This is a genomic window from Streptomyces noursei ATCC 11455 (assembly GCF_001704275.1).
GTDB classification, from domain to species: Bacteria; Actinomycetota; Actinomycetes; order Streptomycetales; family Streptomycetaceae; genus Streptomyces; species Streptomyces noursei.
The window spans coordinates 6,144,006-6,161,069 of the sequence record NZ_CP011533.1; the positions used below are offsets into that span (position 1 = coordinate 6,144,006).

A 17,064-nucleotide genomic window follows, 5' to 3' on the forward strand; every position below is an offset into this window, starting at 1 on the left:
ACGGCATGCCACACTCATGCCATGCGCGTGTACATCGGCTCCGACCATGCCGGCTTCGACCTCAAGAACCACCTCGTGGACTGGCTCAAGGCCCATGGCCACGAGCCCGTCGACTGCGGCCCCCACATCTACGACGCCCAGGACGACTACCCGCCGTTCTGCCTGCGTGCCGCGGAGAAGACCGCCGCCGACCCGGACAGCCTGGGCATCGTGATCGGCGGCTCCGGCAACGGCGAGCAGATTGCCGCCAACAAGGTCAAGGGCGTCCGCGCCGCGCTGGCGTGGAGCGAGGAGACCGCCAAGCTCGGCCGCGAGCACAACAACGCCAACGTCATCTCCGTCGGCGGCCGGATGCACACCGAGGACGAGGCCACCCGCTTCGTCGAGGTCTTCCTCACCACCCCGTACTCGGGTGAGGAACGGCACACCCGCCGCATCGAGATGCTCTCCCGCTACGAGACCACCGGCGAGCTCCCCCCGATCCCGGCCCACCACCCGCAGCAGGACTGACCCGGCACCGCCGCCGCCCTCCGATGCGAGCACCGTTCCCCAAGCTCTCGAATCCGCTGGAGCAGGGGAGGCCCCAATCACCGGAGCGGCTGACGCCGCGCCGCCCGCTGCCCCGTGCCCAGGGGGAGCGGGCGCGCCCACTGGAGGACGCCCGATGCCCGAGGGGCACACCATCCACCGCCTCGCGCTGGACCACCGGGACCGCTTCGAGGGCGCCCCGGTCCGGGCCAGCAGCCCGCAGGGCAAGTTCGCCGAGGGCGCGGCGCTCATCGACGGCCAGGTCATGGAGAGTGCCGAGGCGCACGGCAAACACCTCTTCCTCGGCTTCGGCCTGGACCGCTGGGTCCACATCCACCTCGGCCTCTTCGGCAAGCTCGGCTTCGGCGCCACTCCGCCCCCGCCGCCCACCGACACCGTCCGGCTGCGGCTGGTCGGCGCCGGCCACCACGCCGACCTGCGCGGCCCCACCGCCTGCTCGCTGATCACCGACGCCGAGAAGCAGGCGATACACGACCGGCTGGGCCCCGACCCGCTGCGGCCGGACGACGACGGCACCGGCGCCTGGCGACGGATCTCCCGCAGCCGCACCACCGTCGCGGCGCTGCTGCTCGACCAGAAGGTGATCGCCGGCGTCGGCAACGTCTATCGCGCCGAGGTCCTCTTCCGGCACGGCATCGACCCCTACCTCCCCGGCCGCGACCTGCGCCGCGACCAGTGGGACGCGGTCTGGGCCGACCTGGTGGACCTGATGCGGGAGGGCGTGAAGAACAACCGGATCGACACCGTCCGCCCCGAGCACACCCCGGAGGCCATGGGCCGCCCGCCCCGGGTCGACGACCACGGCGGCGAGGTCTACGTCTACCGCCGCACCGGCGCCGCCTGCCACATCTGCGGCAGCGAGATCCGCACCGCCGGCCTGGCCGCCCGCAACCTCTTCTGGTGCCCCGTGTGCCAGCCCGCCGCCGCCCGCCCCTGAGGGCACCGGCGGGCCCGGCCGCAACCGGTCAGAACCCGTGCGGCAGCCACGGCGCCAGGTCGGACCCGAACGCCTGCGACGCCGCCGCCAGCGCCCCCGGCCGCAGCTCCCGCACCCGGCCGGCCCCGGCCAGCGCCGACAGCGTGCACCCGCCCAGATAGGCCGAGCCCAACTCCCGTACCGACAATGCGAGTTCGGCCGGGTCGGTGGTCCGCTCGCACACCGCCCCACGCTCGTCGCCGGACAGCCGCCAGCGTCCCGCGTTCCACGGGCAGAGGTCGTCCGCGACCTCCAGCACCACGTCCACCGGCCGCCGGTACGTCCGGGCCGCCAGCGCCGCCCCGACGTCCACCGGCCGGGCGAACAGCTGCTCCTGCACCCTGATCTCACAGCGCCGCTGGTCCGCCACCAGGTGCAGCAGCGGGTCGTCCACCGGCCGGCCGCGCGCCACCACCGACGCGGTCAGGTCGATCCCGAACAGATAGCGCCACAGCGCGGCGTAGGCCACCGGGTCCAGCGCGTCGACGTGGCGCACCAGCACCGACCCGCGCGGCCCGGCGTGGTCCCAATCGGGCTTGACGGCATACCGCGCGTACCCCCGCACCTCGCCGTCCACCTCGGCCAGCACGCACTGGAGTTGGCCGGCCCCGTTCCGCTCGCTCTCCGGGTCGAGCACCGGCAGCCGCTCCCAGTGGGGGCGGCGCGCCAGCATCCCCGGCCGGGTCGGCACCAGTTGCGCGTAGACCCGCTCGCACGCGGCCACCGCGGCCGCCGGGTCCACCAGCCGCAGTCGGACGTCGGCCACGCCCGGCAGGTCCGGGGCGGCCAGCCGCACCGTGTCCACGGTCATCGACATCCCCTGGGTGGCCGGGCCGTACCCGAACCGCCCGTAGATCGCCGGCTCCGTTGCGGTCAGCACCGCCAGCGCCTCGCCGCGCGCGTGGACGTCCGTCAGCTGGTGGCGCATCATCGAGCGCAGCACCCCGCGCCGCCGGTGGGTGGGCTGCACGCTGATCAGCGTGACCCCGGCCACGGGCAGCTCCGCGCCGCCCGGCACGGTTAGTCCGAACGAGAACGATCCGCCGGTGCCGACGATCTCGCCGCCGTCCCGGACCGCGAAAGCCCGCTCGATCTCGGTGACGGCACGCCACCACGCACGCCTCTCCGGCCCCTCCGGGACCCCGCCGAACGCCACGTCCAGCTTGTCGTACCAGGCATCCCAGTCGGCATCCCGCAACGGCTGCAACTCTGTCGTCATGAGGCATCCCTAGCAGCCCGCCCTCCGGCCGCGCGACCGCATTTCGAACGCGAATTCCCGGCAATTCCCCGGGGTGACGTGCGGCGAATCGACGCGCCGCCGAACGGGTGGATAAGGTCCCAGAACAATGACACGCGGCGCGGGAGCGGAAAGCCTGAGGGCCCGGATGCACAAACGGCTGCACCGGACCCGCATCGGCATGCGCAAGGCCGGCGTCGACTACTTCCGCGGCGACGGCTCCGACTGGGTCGCGCTGGCCGCCCTCCTCGTCGCCGTCCCGGCCATCGCCGGCGGCACCCTCTGGCACCCGGAGTGGATCGCGCCGACCGCGCTGGTCCTCCCGATCATCGCCGGCGGACTGCTGCTGCGACCGGCCAACCTCCTGGTCCTGTACGCCGCCTCCGCCGCCGCGCTGATCGTCGAGGCGGCGCTGTTCGGCCCGTACGACCAGGGGCGGGACCGGATCACCCCGGGCACGGTCCTGGTCGTCGCCGCGGTCGGGCTCTCCGGGCTGCTGGTCGCGCAGTTCCGCAGCCGGGTCGGCGTGCCCTGGCGGCGCGGCGGCACCATGCTCTTCGACCTGCGCGAACGGATCCGGGTGCAGAGCACGCTGCCCAAGCTCCCCAAGGGCTGGCACCACGAGATGGCGCTCCGCCCGGCCGGCGGCCAGTCCTTCTCCGGCGACTTCGTGGTCGCCTCCCGCACCCAGGGCGGCAACATCCTGGAGGTCGTGCTCACCGACGTCTCCGGCAAGGGCATGGACGCGGCGTCCCGGGCCCTGCTGCTGTCCGGCGCCTTCGGCGGCCTGCTCGGCTCACTGCCGCCGCACGGCTTCCTCACGGCCGCCAACGGCTATCTGCTGCGCCAGGACTGGGACGAGGGCTTCGCCACCTCCGTCCACCTCGTCCTCGACCTGGAGTCCGGCGACTACGAGCTGTTCTCCGCGGGCCACCTCCCCGGCCTCCAACTCAGCGCGGGCACCGGCCGCTGGGAGGAGAAGACGGGGGAGGGCCCGCTGCTCGGGGTCTACGACGGCGCCCAGTTCGACCCGGTCAAGGGGACGCTGCGCCCCGGCGACGTGCTGATGCTGTTCACCGACGGCCTGGTGGAGGCCGCCGACCGCGACATCGCCGAGGGCATGGACCGGCTGACCGGCGAGGCCGAGCGCTATGTGCACAGCGGCTTCGCCGGCGCCGCCTGGCATCTGATCGAGGCCGTCGCCAAGGACGTCAACGACGACCGGGCGCTGCTGCTGATCACCCGGGACGGCTGACCGCCGGCTCGGCCTCCGGGACGGTCCCCGGCGGCGCGCCCCGCCCCGCACCACCGCCCGGCAGCACCCGGGCCAGGAGCCCGGAGCGCCCGGCCGCCAACGGGCCCAGCACGGCCAGGATCAGCACATAGCCGGCGATGAACGGGGCCAGCCGCTCGTCGAGTCCGGCGCCCGCCGCCATCGTGGCCAGGATCAGCGCGAACTCGCCGCGGGCCAGCAGCGCGGTGGCGATGTTCGCGGCCGGCCCGGCACCGAAGCCGTGGATCCGGGCCGCGGCCAGCCCCGCGAGCACGTTCATCAGCAGGGTCAGCGCCACCGCGATCAGCACCGGCCACACGACGGACGGCAGGTCGCCGGGGTCGATGGAGAGCCCGAACGCGAAGAAGAAGATCGCCCCGAACGCGTCCCGCAGCGGATGCACCAGCTTGCGGATCCGCGGCCCCGAACTCGTCCCGCCGAGCATCAGCCCCACCATGAACGCGCCGATGGCGTCCGCGACCCCGAACCACTCGGAGACCCCGGCGACCAGCACGGCGGCGCCCAGGAAGGAGATCACCAGCAGTTCGCTGTCCTTGGTGGCGATCAGCCGCCCGACCAGTCGTGTGCCCCAGCGGGCCGCCGCGGCGAGCAGCAGCAGGAAGCCGAACGCCTTCCCGGCCGCCGGCGCCGCCGCGGCCAGCGAGTCGGCCCCGGAGAGCACCGGCTGCAACGCGGCCAGATACAGGGCCAGGAAGATGTCCTCGACGACGATGATGCCGAGGATCGGCTTGGTCTCCGGATTGCCCAGCCGCCCGGTGTCGACCAGGACCTTGGTGACGATCGCGGACGAGGAGATGCCGAGCACCCCGGCGAGCACCAGCGCCTCGGAGGTCCCCCAGCCGAGCGCGAAGCCGAAGCCGAGCCCGGCGCCCACGTTCAGCGTCAGATAGGTGCCGCCGGCCAGCGCCATCCGACGGCCGCCCGCCTTGAGGTCGTCGACGTGGAATTCCAGGCCCAGGTAGAAGAGCAGCAGCACCAGACCGAGCAGCGAGAGCATCTCCAGGTCGTGCGGGTCGGCGACCAGCACGATGCCGGGGGTGTGCGGGCCGAGCAGGATTCCGGCCAGGATGAACAGGGGGATGGTGGGGAGTCCGATGCGGCCGCCGAGGCGGGCGAGGACGGCGGCGGCGAGAAAGGCGCCGCCCATGGCGATCAGGGTGTCTGCGTGTCCGATGGGCCCGTTCCTCCTGGTCGTCAACGCGCCGCCGATGTGAGCCCAGGCACGTACCGGATCGCACACCAGGTCAAGGCAGTGTCAAGAAGTGGTCAATACTTAGATTACCAAATCATTAACGAAGGGCCCGTTGTGCGGAGGTGCGGGGCTTTTGCGGGCCGGTCCGGCGGGGTGCGAGGGTCCGCCGGGCCGACCGGAAGCGACGCGGAATGAACGATCGGGAACGAGCAAAGCGTTGGCCGATGATTCGTCACCCGCCTGCGATGGGCAGGGAGTTGATGGCACGATGGGTGCCGGGGGTGTGCGCGGCATGCCCCAGGGCCGGTGAGGCGTTCCGACCGAGGGTGTGATCAGTTGTGGCTCTTTCGCTGTCAGTTGTCCTGATGCTGGGGATCATCCTCGTCGTACTGATCAGACAGAAGGCGATCAAGGCCGGGCCGGCGTTCGTCGCCATACTCTTCGGCTTCTTCCTCGCCTCGACCGGCATGGCGCCGTCGATCAACAGGTTCCTGAACTCCATCGCGAACACGATCAACCACATCTCGTTCTAGGGCACGCGCCCCGAACGGTTCACGCTTCGCGGGCCGGACGTCAGGGGGTCCGTCCACCCCCGGTCCGCGCCAGCGCGTCACGCACGGCATCCTCGCTGCGCCCCACCAGCGCCGATCCGTCGTCGGCGGTGATGATCGGGCGCTGGATCAGCCGCGGGTGCGCCGCCAGCGCCTCGATCCACCGCTCGCGGTCGTCCGCCGTACGCCCCCAGTCCTTGAGGCCGAGCTCCTTCGCCTCGGCCTCCTGGGTGCGGGTGATGTCCCACGGCTCCAGCGTCAGCCGCTCCAGCACCTCCCGCAGCTCCTGGGTGCTCGGCGGCTCTTCGAGATAGCGCCGCACGGTGTACTCCGCACCCTCCGCGTCGAGGAGGGACACGGCGGAACGGCACTTGGAACAGGCGGGGTTGATCCAGATCTCCATGGCTGCACCCTAGCCAACCGCGCACCTCGCGCAGATGTCCTGCCGGCACAGGGAAAAGCGGGCCCCGGCGGGCCGGCGCCGCCCGCCGTCCACCCGTGGTGCCCCGCGCCGGCCCCAGGGGTCGAACTGCGCGAGCGCCTATGGGCGTTGCCCCGATCCGACCGGTGGAGCCGGAGTCGCTTCCCGCGGCCCGGTTCCCTCGTCGAAACGGTATCCGGCGGCCCTCGAAAGCGAATCCGCACCGGCGCACGATCTCCCGGAAATGCACCACGCGAATTTCCTTCACCGCATCCGGCCCGGCCCGCTCCCCATCGCTCTCCGGCAGCGCGATATCCGGTGGACCCCGGTCGTGCGGAACGCCGCAAACGATGGCGATGGCCGCCTCCGTGCCTTCCTCCGGCGCGCGGTGCGGTGCCGCGGCGCGGGATGTACGGCGAAGCCCCGCTCCGGGCGCGCGCGGGCGACGGGCGCGGGCCCGACCGCGACCACGGGGGCGACCTGAGCGCCGACGCGACCGTACAAGGCCGACCCGATATTCCCCCGGTGCGCGAAGGGGGCCACCATGGCGCACGGTCACCGGAGTTGCGGAGAACCGGAGTTGCGCAGAACGCGGAATTGCCGAGAACCCGGAATTCGCGGGACAGGACCGGACAGGAAATGCGGCGGGGAGGGCGACGGGCCTCGCCCCGCCCGGCGAAAAAAGCGACCCGGGGCCGGATCGGGAAAGTCCGCGATCCGGCCCCGGGCCGTTTTCGGAGCGGGCGACGGGAATCGAACCCGCGTAGCCAGTTTGGAAGACTGGGGCTCTACCATTGAGCTACGCCCGCGAGCGCCACGGTCGGTGGGACCTCGGCACGCAGAGCATCGTAGCGGGTGAAGGCCGTGCCGCGCACACTGCATCGCGCTCTCGAACAACGGGCAGCCACACCGTCCCCGGCCATGTACCCTACGTGTCGCACCGACGGGGTGTGGCGCAGCTTGGTAGCGCGTCCGCTTTGGGAGCGGAAGGTCGTCGGTTCGAATCCGGCCACCCCGACCATTTCAGGTACCCGTCCGCGTGACGCAAAGCGGGCATAAGCGACCGTTCAAGATCGCGTTGTGGGTGCCCTCCTCCTTGCGGTTACTATGCAAGCTGCGTGCCCGTATGTCTCTGTACCGGGCGCGATCGGCCGGGCCGGGACATGCCGGACGCCGGCGGATCTCAGGCAAAACCCCAAGTCAGCCCAAGGAGACCGAACCGTGAAGAGCGCCGTGGAGACCCTGAACCCGACCCGGGTTCGGCTCACTGTCGAGGTGCCCTTCGAGGAGCTCAAGGACAGCCTCGACGCGGCGTACAAGAAGATCAACCAGCAGGTCACGGTGAAGGGCTTCCGCAAGGGCAAGATCCCGGCCCGCGTCATCGACCAGCGGTTCGGTCGTGGCGCCGTGCTGGAGGAGGCCGTCAACGACGCGCTCCCGAAGTTCTACACCAACGCGGTCAACGAGGCCGAGCTGAACGTCCTCGGCCAGCCCGAGGTGGACATCACCGAGCTCAAGGACAACGAGCTGCTGGCCTTCACCGCCGAGGTGGACATCCGCCCCGAGCTGGAGATCCCGGACTTCTCCGGCATCGAGGTCGAGGTCGACGCCGTCGAGGTGTCGGACGAGGACGTCGAGAAGTCCGTGGAGCAGCTGCGTGAGCGCTTCGCCTCGACCAGCCCGGTCGAGCGCGCCGCCCAGGACGGCGACGTGGTGACCGTGGACCTGGAGGCCAAGGTCGACGGCGAGGTGCTGGCCGACGGCATCGCCAACGGCGTCAGCTACACCATCGGCTCCGGTGAGCTCCTCGACGGCATCGACGAGGCCGTCAAGGGCCTGGAGGCCGGCGGCAGCGCCACCTTCACCTCCGAGCTCAAGGGCGGCTCCGCCCAGGGCAAGGAGGCCGAGGTCAAGGTCGACGTCACCGAGGTCAAGGCCCGCGAACTGCCCGAGCTGGACGACGACTTCGCGCAGCTGGCCAGCGAGTTCGACACCCTCGACGAGCTCAAGGCGGACAGCCGCAAGCGCCTGGAGCGGATGAAGAAGTTCGACCAGGCCACCCAGGCCCAGGAGAAGGTCCTGGAGGCGCTGCTCGGCCTGATCGAGGTCCCGATCCCCGAGAAGCTCCTCGAGGACGAGATCCGCACCCGCAAGCACAACCTCGAGCACCACCAGCTCGGCCAGATGGGCCTCGACCTCGCGAAGTACCTGGAGATCCAGGGCAAGACCGAGGAAGAGTTCGACGCCGAGACCAAGCAGCAGGCCGAGAAGGGCATCAAGACCCAGTTCGTCCTCGACGAGCTGGTCAACAAGGAGAAGCTCAACGTCAGCCAGGAGGAGCTCACCGAGCACCTCATGCGGCGTGCGCAGTCCTCCGGCATGAGCCCCGACCAGTTCGCCCAGGCGGTCGTCGAGGGTGGCCAGGTGCCGATGCTGGTGGGCGAGGTCGCCCGCGGCAAGGCCCTCGCGGTGGTCGTCGAGGCCGCCACGGTCAAGGACACCAACGGTGAGGTCGTCGACCTGGAGGACGAGGAGGAGGCGGAGGCCGCCGAGGCCGTCGTCGCCGAGGCCGAGGGCACCGACGCGAAGGCCGAGGAGGCCCCGAAGACCGAGGGCTGAGCCCCGGCCGTCCGGGGGTTCCCCGGGCTCTTCGAGCTGTGAGTACGGGCCCGAACACGCACGTGAGCGTGTTCGGGCCCGTACGTCATCCCGGTCCGTGAGCCTGCGCTCACAGCGAACAGTTCTCGCTGCGGGATGGCGTTGTCCGACCTGCGCGTTAGGGTCCGTAGATACGAGGGCAGGGGAGTTTCCGAACGCGCCGGACGCACCACACGGCGCAGGTCCCCGCGCCCAGAAGACGACGCTGAGACGGTCGCGAGCCGTCCGACAACGAGCAGGTGGACACGTGACGATCCCGATGCCTTCCGCCGCCGCTGAGCCGACCTCCGGTGGCCTCGGCGACCAGGTCTACAACCGGCTGCTCGGCGAGCGGATCATCTTCCTCGGCCAGCCGGTCGACGACGACATCGCCAACAAGATCACGGCGCAGCTGTTGCTCCTCGCCGCTGACCCGGAAAAGGACATCTTCCTCTACATCAACTCCCCGGGCGGCTCGGTCACGGCCGGCATGGCGATCTACGACACCATGCAGTACATCAAGAACGACGTGGTCACCATCGCGATGGGCCTCGCCGCTTCGATGGGCCAGTTCCTGCTGAGCGCCGGCACCCCGGGCAAGCGCTTCGCGCTGCCGAACGCGGAGATCCTGATCCACCAGCCCTCCGCCGGCCTGGCGGGTTCGGCCTCGGACATCAAGATCCACGCCGAGCAGCTGCTGCGCACGAAGAAGCGCCTGGGTGAGCTCTCCGCCATGCACACCGGCCAGACGCTGGAGCAGTGGACCAAGGACGCCGACCGTGACCGCTGGTTCAGTGCCGAGGAGGCCAAGGCGTACGGCCTCATCGACGACGTCATGCCCTCCGCTGCCGGCGTTCCGGGCGGGGGCGGCACCGGGGCCTGAGCCCCGGCCCATGTCCCGCAGTCGACCCCCAGCCCCATTTCGCCACCAGGACGGTGAACCTCCAGATGATCAACTTCCCCGGAAGCGGCCTCTACGAGCGCCCTCAGGCCGAGTTCTCCGGCATGGCCGCCGAGTCCCGCTATATCGTCCCGCGCTTCGTCGAGCGCACCTCGCAGGGCGTGCGCGAGTACGACCCGTACGCGAAGCTCTTCGAGGAGCGGGTGATCTTCCTCGGGGTGCAGATCGATGACGCCTCCGCCAACGACGTCATGGCGCAGCTGCTGTGCCTGGAGTCGATGGACCCGGACCGCGACATCTCGGTCTACATCAACAGCCCCGGCGGCTCGTTCACGGCGCTGACGGCGATCTACGACACCATGCAGTTCGTCAAGCCCGACATCCAGACGGTCTGCATGGGCCAGGCGGCCTCCGCCGCGGCCGTGCTGCTGGCGGCCGGCACCCCGGGCAAGCGCATGGCGCTGCCCAACGCCCGGGTCCTGATCCACCAGCCCTTCAGCGAGACCGGTCGCGGCCAGGTCTCCGACCTGGAGATCGCCGCCCGCGAGATCCAGCGGATGCGCACGCAGCTGGAGGAGATGCTGGCCAAGCACTCGTCCACGCCGATCGAGAAGATCCGCGAGGACATCGAGCGCGACAAGATCCTGACCGCCGAGGAGTCCCTGGCGTACGGTCTGGTCGACCAGATCGTCTCGACGCGGAAGACCTCCGTCTCGGTCTGATCGCGATCTTCGCGAAATGCGCCGGAGTGTTGCCCCCTTGGACCGAGTGAACCGAGTCGGTCCAAGGGGGGCCCGTACGGGGGGCCCGGCAAGGTACCGTCGATAGGCAAGCTCCCGGGTCCGCGGAACAATGCGGATCCCAGGCGAAGGGGATTCACCTCGTGGCACGCATCGGTGACGGCGGCGACCTGCTCAAGTGCTCGTTCTGCGGAAAGAGCCAGAAGCAGGTGAAGAAGCTCATCGCGGGACCTGGTGTGTACATCTGCGACGAGTGCATCGATCTCTGCAACGAGATCATCGAGGAAGAGCTCGCCGAGACCTCCGAGGTGCGCTGGGAAGAACTCCCCAAGCCCCGCGAGATCTACGAGTTCCTCAACGGCTACGTCGTCGGCCAGGAGCCCGCCAAGAAGGCGCTCTCGGTGGCCGTGTACAACCACTACAAGCGCGTCCAGGCGGGCGAGAACGGCCCGGGCCGCGGCGACGAGGGCATCGAGCTGGCCAAGTCCAACATCCTGCTGCTCGGCCCCACCGGCTCGGGCAAGACGCTGCTCGCGCAGACCCTCGCCCGGATGCTCAACGTCCCCTTCGCCTTCGCCGATGCCACGGCGCTGACCGAGGCCGGCTATGTCGGCGAGGACGTCGAGAACATCCTCCTGAAGCTGATCCAGGCCGCGGACTTCGACATCAAGAAGGCCGAGACCGGCATCATCTACATCGACGAGATCGACAAGGTCGCCCGGAAGAGCGAAAATCCGTCGATCACCCGGGACGTCTCCGGCGAGGGCGTCCAGCAGGCGCTGCTGAAGATCCTGGAGGGCACCACGGCCTCGGTCCCGCCGCAGGGCGGCCGCAAGCACCCGCACCAGGAATTCATCCAGATCGACACCACCAACGTGCTGTTCATCGTCGGCGGTGCCTTCGCCGGTCTGGAGAAGATCATCGAGGCCCGGTCCGGCGCCAAGGGCATCGGCTTCGGCGCCACGATCCGCTCCAAGCGCGAGATCGAGTCCAAGGACCAGCTCCAGGACGTGATGCCGGAGGACCTGGTGAAGTTCGGGATGATCCCGGAGTTCATCGGCCGCCTCCCCGTCCTCACCTCGGTCCACAACCTCGACCGCGAGGCGCTGCTCCAGATCCTCGTCGAGCCGCGCAACGCCCTGGTCAAGCAGTACCAGCGGCTCTTCGAACTCGACGGCGTGGAGCTGGACTTCGACCGCCCGGCCCTGGAGGCCATCGCCGACCAGGCCATCCTCCGCGGCACCGGCGCCCGCGGCCTGCGCGCGATCATGGAGGAGGTCCTCCAGGCGGTGATGTACGAGATCCCGTCCCGCAAGGACGTCGCCCGCGTCGTCATCACCGCCGACGTGGTCCACTCCAACGTCAACCCGACCCTCGTCCCCCGCACCCGCGGCGACTCGGGCGAACCCCAGGAGAAGAGCGCGTAACGCCTCCGCGCCTCCCCCCTTCAACAGAACCGCCCGGCAGCGCAGTTGCTGCCGGGCGGTTCTGGTACGCGGGTGCGCGTCACTTCTCCTTGCGGACCTCGTTGCGGACCTTGGCGGTCTTGTCCGCGAGTTGCTCGGCGCTGGGGGTGGTGGCGGAGCCGCCGCCATTGGGGTTGGGCGCGGCCATCTGCTGCACGACACCGATGGCGCTGTTGTCGCCCCAGATGCAGGTGGAGGCGGTGACCGGCACGGTCACTCCGCCCTCGGAGACGGTGACCCGCTGCGTCCGGCACTTCATGATCGCGCCGTCGAAATCGTTGGGTGAGAACTCGGTGATCGGCGTGACGTCCTCGATCTTGGCGTTGCGGGCGGACTTCTTCACGTTGTCGTCGATCTTGGCGAACATCTGGGTCACGGTGCCCTGAGGGTCGCCGACGTTCCCGTAGATGCCGACGACTTGCATCGCCAGTCCGCTCTGGTCCTTGTAATTGCCCTGGACGCCCTTGCTGTTGGTGATGCCGAGAGCCTTGGCTTCCTTGTCATTGGAGAAGTCCTCGACGCCGCCGCCGGCGCTGCCGGGCTTCTGGACCTTCTGGAACTGCCCGCTCAGCAAGCTGTCCGGCAGCGCGATCGTGTACGGCTTGACCTGGCCGCCCGAGCCGAAGACGAAGTACGCGCCGACGCCGATCGCCGCGACCACCGCGACCGCGCCGATGATCAGGCCGATCTTCTTGCCGTTGCCGCCGCCGGACTCCGGCTCCTGGGGGATCATCCCGTAGGGGGTCTGCTGGCCGCCGTAGGGTGCCTGCTGGCCGTAGTTGGGCTGCGCGGGCTGGCCGTAGGGCTGCTGCTGCGGGAACTGTTGGGGCGCCTGCTGGGGGAACTGCTGGGGGGCCTGCTGCGGGTATCCGTAGCCCTGCTGAGGAGGCACCTGGCCGCCCTGCTGCGGGTAGCCGTAGCCGGGCTGCGGGGCGGGCGGCTGCGGCTGTCCGTACGGGCCGGGCTGCTGGGGCTGCTGACCGTACGGGCCCGGAGGCGGCTGGTTGTAGCTCATGGAGCGGATCCCCTCGTGACTGCGGTGACGCCGGAGTGCTGCGCGGGGCGTCCGGGCGTCGGCGTGATGTTTATGCGCTGCCGACATCCTGTACGACGCCGCTGACAGCCGTGGCCCCGGGGGCGAAACCGATTCGAAGCCGCTACACGGGCGCCCGTACACTGTCGGTCGTGACCGAGAACACTCAGCAGCAGCACAGCGTCCCCGAACTGCCGACTCAGTACACGCCGGCCGATGTAGAGGGGCCGCTGTACGAGCGCTGGGTAGAGCGGGGCTACTTCGAGGCGGACGAGAAGAGCGACAAGCCGCCGTACACCGTCGTCATCCCCCCGCCGAACGTCACCGGCTCCCTGCACCTGGGGCACGCCTTCGAGCACACGCTCATCGACGCGCTCACCCGCCGCAAGCGGATGCAGGGATACGAGACGCTCTGGCAGCCGGGCATGGACCACGCCGGTATCGCTACCCAGAACGTGGTCGAGCGTGAACTCGCCAAGGAGGGCGCGTCGCGGCACGACCTGGGGCGCGAGGCGTTCGTCGAGCGCGTCTGGCAGTGGAAGGACGAGTCCGGCGGTCAGATCTCCGGGCAGATGCGGCGGCTGGGCGACGGCGTCGCCTGGTCCCGTGAGCGCTTCACCATGGACGAGGGCCTCTCCAAGGCCGTCCAGACGATCTTCAAGCGGCTCTACGACGACGAGCTGATCTACCGCGCCGAGCGCATCATCAACTGGTGCCCGCGCTGTCTGACCGCCATCTCCGACATCGAGGTGGAGTACCAGGACGACGACGGCGAGCTGGTCTCGATCCGGTACGGGGAGGGGGACGCCTCGATCGTCGTCGCCACCACCCGCGCCGAGACGATGCTGGGCGACACCGCCGTAGCGGTCCACCCCGAGGACGAGCGGTACGCCCACCTCGTGGGTACCGAGATCGAGCTGCCGCTGACGGGCCGGCGGATCCCGGTCGTCGCGGACGAGCACGTCGACCCGGAGTTCGGCACCGGTGCGGTCAAGGTCACGCCGGCGCACGACCCGAACGACTTCGAGATCGGCCGGCGGCACGGCCTGGCCAACCTGGCCGTCCTCGACGAGCGCGGCGTGATCACCGCGCACGGACCGTTCCAGGGGCTGGACCGCTTCGAGGCCCGGTCGGCGATCGTCGGCGCGCTGCGCGCCGAGGGCCGGATCGTCGCCGAGAAGCGCCCGTACACCCACTCCGTCGGGCACTGCTCGCGCTGCAAGACCACCATCGAGCCGCGGCTGTCGATGCAGTGGTGGGTCAAGGTCGGCCCGCTGGCGAAGGCCGCCGGTGACGCGGTCCGCGACGGCAAGGTCGCGATCCACCCCAAGGAGATGGAGTCCCGGTACTTCGGCTGGGTCGACAACCTCCACGACTGGTGCATCTCGCGGCAGCTGTGGTGGGGCCACCGCATCCCGGTCTGGTACGGGCCGAACGGCGAGGTCGTCTGCGTCGGACCCGACGAGGAGGCGCCCACCGGCGAGGGGTGGCACCAGGACACCGACGTCCTCGACACCTGGTTCTCGTCCGGTCTGTGGCCGTTCTCCACGCTGGGCTGGCCCGAGCAGACCCCGAGCGTGACGAAGTTCTACCCGAACTCCGTCCTGGTCACCGGCTACGACATCCTCTTCTTCTGGGTCGCCCGGATGATGATGTTCGGGCTGTACGCGATGGACGGCACCCCGCCGTTCCACACCATCGCGCTGCACGGCATGGTCCGCGACCAGTTCGGCAAGAAGATGTCCAAGTCCTTCGGGAACGCGGTCAACCCGCTGGACTGGATGGACACCTACGGGTCGGACGCGGTGCGGTTCACGCTCGCCCGCGGTGCCAACCCCGGCGTCGACGTCCCGATCGGCGAGGACTGGGTGCAGGGCTCCCGCAACTTCGCCAACAAGATCTGGAACGCCACCCGCTTCGCGCTGATGAACGGCGCGACGGTCGAGGGCGAACTGCCGCCCGCCGAGCAGCTGTCGGCGACCGACCGGTGGATCCTCTCCCGGCTCAACTCGGTCGTCGCCGAGGTCGACGCGTACTACGACGACTACCAGTTCGCCAAGCTGTCGGACACCCTCTTCCACTTCGCCTGGGACGAGGTCTTCGACTGGTACGTGGAGCTGTCCAAGACGACGTTCATGGCGGGCGGCCCGGCCGCCGACGCCTCCCGCCGCGTGCTGGGCGAGGTCCTGGACGTCACCCTGCGGCTGCTGCACCCGGTCGTGCCGTTCGTCACCGAGACGCTGTGGACGACCCTGACCGGCGGCGAGTCGGTGGTCATCGCCGAGTGGCCGCGGGCTGTGGTCGTTCCTGGGGCGGACGCCCCGGGCGGCTTCCGGGACGCGGCGGCCGAGCGGGAGATCGAGACCGTCCAGCAGGTCGTCACCGAGGTCCGCCGGTTCCGCTCCGACCAGGGCCTGCAGCCGGGCCAGAAGGTCCCCGCGCGGCTGGACCTGACCGGTACGGCGCTGGCGTCGCACGAGGCCGCGATGCGGTCGCTGCTGCGCCTTCAGCCGGCCGGCGAGGACTTCACCGCCACCGCGTCCCTGCCGGTCGCCGGCGCCACCGTCGCCCTGGACCTGTCCGGTGCGATCGACGTCGAGGCGGAGCGCAAGCGGCTCGCGAAGGACCTGGCGGTGGCCGAGAAGGAGCTGGCCCAGACCACCGCCAAGCTCGGCAACGAGGCGTTCCTCGCCAAGGCCCCCGAGCAGGTCAAGGAGAAGATCCGGACCCGCAAGGCGGCCGCCGAGGCCGACATCGAGCGGATCACCGCGCAGCTGGCGGCCCTGCCCACGGCGTAGTCGGCCCCGGCCCCGGCCACCCGCCGGGGCCCGTGACCTCCTCCGCAGGCCCCTCGTCCGTATGGGCGGGGGGCCTGCGGCGTCCCCGCCGCCCGCCGCGGTCGCCCCGCTCCCGGACCGGCCACAGCAGCACGTACGCCGTGGAGGCCGCCACGAACGCCAGCCGGATCAGGCCCCGCGCGGAGTCGTCCGGGACGGCGAAGACGCTGCCGTAGAGGATGAGCAGCGCCAGCCAGCTCCACCAGGGCACCAGGCGGCGCTGCCCGATGACGTCCCACAGCAGGGTGCCGAGCAGCACCGAGGCGGTGTAGTACGTGTAGACGCTGGGGTCCAGCACGATCCGGGCGTTGGCGCCCAGCAGCACCACCGCCGCCCAGCGGCCCCGCCAGACCGCGAGCCCGCCCAGCACCAGCCCGAGGGCGAACTGCGCGGGACGGACCCAGCCGGGCGTCTCGGGGTCGTCGGCGCCCAGCCAGCGCAGCGCGGACGCCGGCTGGTTGGGGATGGCGAACTTGGCGGCGGCGAAGGACTGGGCGTCGCCGAGGAAGAACGGCAACCAGGCGACGGCGACCAGTCCGGCGCACCACAGGCCGGCCTTGAGCCACTTGTCCCGGGGGAGCGCCAGCAGCAGCGGGACGAAGGCCAGCGCGGTCGGCTTGGAGTCCATCGCCAGCGCCAGGAAGACACCGGTCAGGGCGGCGTTGCCGCGGGTGACGGCGCGGACCGCGAGGGCGGTGAAGAACAGCGCCAGGACGTCGTCGAGGTGCCCGAAGCGGACCGCGACCTCGATCCACATGGGGATGAAGGCCAGCCCGGCGATCAGCACCCGCTGCCGCAGCCGCTGGTGGTTGGTGCCGGTGCCCAGGAAGTGGTGGGCGGCGCTGCGGCCGGCCAGCACCAGGATCACCAGGCCCAGCGCGGACATCAGGGCCGCGGCGAGGAACTGGCCGGTGGCCTCGGGGAACGGGTTGAACAGCCCGGCCGTCAGGAAGCTGATCGGCCCCATCTGGAGCTCGGGGTGGTGCGCGTAGAGGTTGAGGCCGCCGGTGCCGTCGCCGGAGCTGCCCTGGTATATCAGCTCGCCGCCGGTGCGCAGGTAGTGCCAGGAGAAGCCGCCGTGCGGCTCCACGATCAAGAACCACAGCACGGTCCACCCGGTGAGCAACACCAAATGCATCCGCTGACTGATTGCCGGCACGCCTCTTCAGCTCCTGCTTTCCCGCACTTTTCACGTACACCGTGGCCACACGGTCCGTGGCCGTTCCAGAC

At 70.5% G+C, this 17,064-nt stretch carries 14 protein-coding genes and 2 tRNA genes; 10 read left to right on the forward strand and 6 right to left on the reverse strand.

What is annotated here, in order from left to right:
• Positions 1-21 precede the first annotated feature (21 nt).
• Positions 22-510 carry a ribose-5-phosphate isomerase gene (locus tag SNOUR_RS26040; RefSeq protein WP_067351574.1) on the forward strand — a complete coding sequence of 163 codons (489 nt, stop codon included), beginning with the start codon at positions 22-24 and terminating at the stop codon, positions 508-510.
• A 154-nt stretch (positions 511-664) separates the two neighbouring features.
• A complete protein-coding gene (locus tag SNOUR_RS26045) occupies positions 665-1,486 on the forward strand; it encodes an Fpg/Nei family DNA glycosylase (protein ID WP_067351576.1) in 822 nt (273 codons plus the stop codon).
• Between the two features lie 28 nt (positions 1,487-1,514).
• Here SNOUR_RS26045 and SNOUR_RS26050 read toward each other — a convergent pair whose 3' ends face one another.
• Complete coding sequence (locus SNOUR_RS26050) at positions 1,515-2,744, reverse strand: GNAT family N-acetyltransferase (protein WP_067351578.1); 1,230 nt, start codon at positions 2,742-2,744, stop codon at positions 1,515-1,517.
• Between the two features lie 166 nt (positions 2,745-2,910).
• Between SNOUR_RS26050 and SNOUR_RS26055 the strand changes: the two genes are divergently transcribed.
• Positions 2,911-4,017, forward strand: a complete 1,107-nt coding sequence (locus SNOUR_RS26055; protein ID WP_229921387.1) for a PP2C family protein-serine/threonine phosphatase — start codon at positions 2,911-2,913, stop codon at positions 4,015-4,017.
• Here the strand turns inward: SNOUR_RS26055 and SNOUR_RS26060 are convergent.
• Positions 4,001-5,203: a cation:proton antiporter gene (locus SNOUR_RS26060; RefSeq protein WP_067351583.1), complete on the reverse strand. Its 1,203-nt coding sequence runs from the start codon at positions 5,201-5,203 to the stop codon at positions 4,001-4,003. The genes SNOUR_RS26055 and SNOUR_RS26060 overlap by 17 nt on opposite strands.
• A gap of 383 nt (positions 5,204-5,586) precedes the next feature.
• Here SNOUR_RS26060 and SNOUR_RS26065 point away from each other — a divergent pair, with 383 nt between their 5' ends.
• A complete protein-coding gene (locus SNOUR_RS26065; protein ID WP_067351586.1) occupies positions 5,587-5,781 on the forward strand; it encodes a hypothetical protein in 195 nt (64 codons plus the stop codon).
• A 40-nt stretch (positions 5,782-5,821) separates the two neighbouring features.
• On the opposite strand, the gene SNOUR_RS26070 is transcribed toward SNOUR_RS26065, so the two are convergent.
• Together SNOUR_RS26070 and SNOUR_RS26075 are read right to left on the reverse strand one after the other, a co-directional pair.
• Positions 5,822-6,202: an arsenate reductase family protein gene (locus SNOUR_RS26070; protein WP_067351588.1), complete on the reverse strand. Its 381-nt coding sequence runs from the start codon at positions 6,200-6,202 to the stop codon at positions 5,822-5,824.
• Positions 6,203-6,958: 756 nt separating this feature from the next.
• A tRNA-Gly gene (locus tag SNOUR_RS26075) sits at positions 6,959-7,029 on the reverse strand.
• Positions 7,030-7,164: 135 nt separating this feature from the next.
• On the opposite strand from SNOUR_RS26075, the gene SNOUR_RS26080 reads away from it, so the two are divergent.
• The 5 genes from SNOUR_RS26080 (at position 7,165) to clpX (ending at position 11,925) form a co-directional block, all read left to right on the forward strand.
• Positions 7,165-7,241: transfer RNA gene (locus tag SNOUR_RS26080), tRNA-Pro, on the forward strand.
• Positions 7,242-7,441: 200 nt separating this feature from the next.
• Complete coding sequence (tig, locus tag SNOUR_RS26085) at positions 7,442-8,839, forward strand: trigger factor (RefSeq protein ID WP_067351591.1); 1,398 nt, start codon at positions 7,442-7,444, stop codon at positions 8,837-8,839.
• Positions 8,840-9,137: 298 nt separating this feature from the next.
• Entirely contained in the window at positions 9,138-9,740 is a 603-nt protein-coding gene (locus tag SNOUR_RS26090) for an ATP-dependent Clp protease proteolytic subunit (protein WP_174717975.1), read from the forward strand.
• A 65-nt stretch (positions 9,741-9,805) separates the two neighbouring features.
• Positions 9,806-10,480 (forward strand): ATP-dependent Clp protease proteolytic subunit, encoded by a 675-nt coding sequence (locus tag SNOUR_RS26095; RefSeq protein ID WP_067351595.1) that lies wholly within the window; start codon positions 9,806-9,808, stop codon positions 10,478-10,480.
• Positions 10,481-10,641: 161 nt separating this feature from the next.
• Positions 10,642-11,925 carry an ATP-dependent Clp protease ATP-binding subunit ClpX gene (gene clpX / locus SNOUR_RS26100; RefSeq protein WP_016574019.1) on the forward strand — a complete coding sequence of 428 codons (1,284 nt, stop codon included), beginning with the start codon at positions 10,642-10,644 and terminating at the stop codon, positions 11,923-11,925.
• A gap of 79 nt (positions 11,926-12,004) precedes the next feature.
• Here the strand turns inward: clpX and SNOUR_RS26105 are convergent, their stop codons facing one another.
• Positions 12,005-12,979: a hypothetical protein gene (locus tag SNOUR_RS26105; protein ID WP_067351598.1), complete on the reverse strand. Its 975-nt coding sequence runs from the start codon at positions 12,977-12,979 to the stop codon at positions 12,005-12,007.
• A gap of 170 nt (positions 12,980-13,149) precedes the next feature.
• Here SNOUR_RS26105 and SNOUR_RS26110 point away from each other — a divergent pair, with 170 nt between their 5' ends.
• Positions 13,150-15,795, forward strand: a complete 2,646-nt coding sequence (locus SNOUR_RS26110; RefSeq protein WP_067351601.1) for a valine--tRNA ligase — start codon at positions 13,150-13,152, stop codon at positions 15,793-15,795.
• Here SNOUR_RS26110 and SNOUR_RS26115 read toward each other — a convergent pair.
• A complete protein-coding gene (locus tag SNOUR_RS26115) occupies positions 15,761-16,972 on the reverse strand; it encodes a hypothetical protein (protein WP_067351603.1) in 1,212 nt (403 codons plus the stop codon). The two genes, SNOUR_RS26110 and SNOUR_RS26115, sit on opposite strands and share 35 nt — an antisense overlap.
• Positions 16,973-17,064: the final 92 nt, after the last annotated feature.

Excerpts from the sequence above, each read along its gene's own strand:
- SNOUR_RS26040 (WP_067351574.1), top strand. The coding sequence starts at position 22 with ATGCGCGTGTACATCGGCTCCGACCATGCCGGCTTCGACCTCAAGAAC.
- SNOUR_RS26045 (WP_067351576.1), top strand. The coding sequence starts at position 665 with ATGCCCGAGGGGCACACCATCCACCGCCTCGCGCTGGACCACCGGGAC.
- SNOUR_RS26050 (WP_067351578.1), bottom strand. The coding sequence starts at position 2,744 with ATGACGACAGAGTTGCAGCCGTTGCGGGATGCCGACTGGGATGCCTGG.
- SNOUR_RS26055 (WP_229921387.1), top strand. The coding sequence starts at position 2,911 with ATGCACAAACGGCTGCACCGGACCCGCATCGGCATGCGCAAGGCCGGC.
- SNOUR_RS26060 (WP_067351583.1), bottom strand. The coding sequence starts at position 5,203 with ATGGGCGGCGCCTTTCTCGCCGCCGCCGTCCTCGCCCGCCTCGGCGGC.
- SNOUR_RS26070 (WP_067351588.1), bottom strand. The coding sequence starts at position 6,202 with ATGGAGATCTGGATCAACCCCGCCTGTTCCAAGTGCCGTTCCGCCGTG.
- SNOUR_RS26090 (WP_174717975.1), top strand. The coding sequence starts at position 9,138 with ATGCCTTCCGCCGCCGCTGAGCCGACCTCCGGTGGCCTCGGCGACCAG.
- SNOUR_RS26095 (WP_067351595.1), top strand. The coding sequence starts at position 9,806 with ATGATCAACTTCCCCGGAAGCGGCCTCTACGAGCGCCCTCAGGCCGAG.
- SNOUR_RS26105 (WP_067351598.1), bottom strand. The coding sequence starts at position 12,979 with ATGAGCTACAACCAGCCGCCTCCGGGCCCGTACGGTCAGCAGCCCCAG.
- SNOUR_RS26115 (WP_067351603.1), bottom strand. The coding sequence starts at position 16,972 with ATGCATTTGGTGTTGCTCACCGGGTGGACCGTGCTGTGGTTCTTGATC.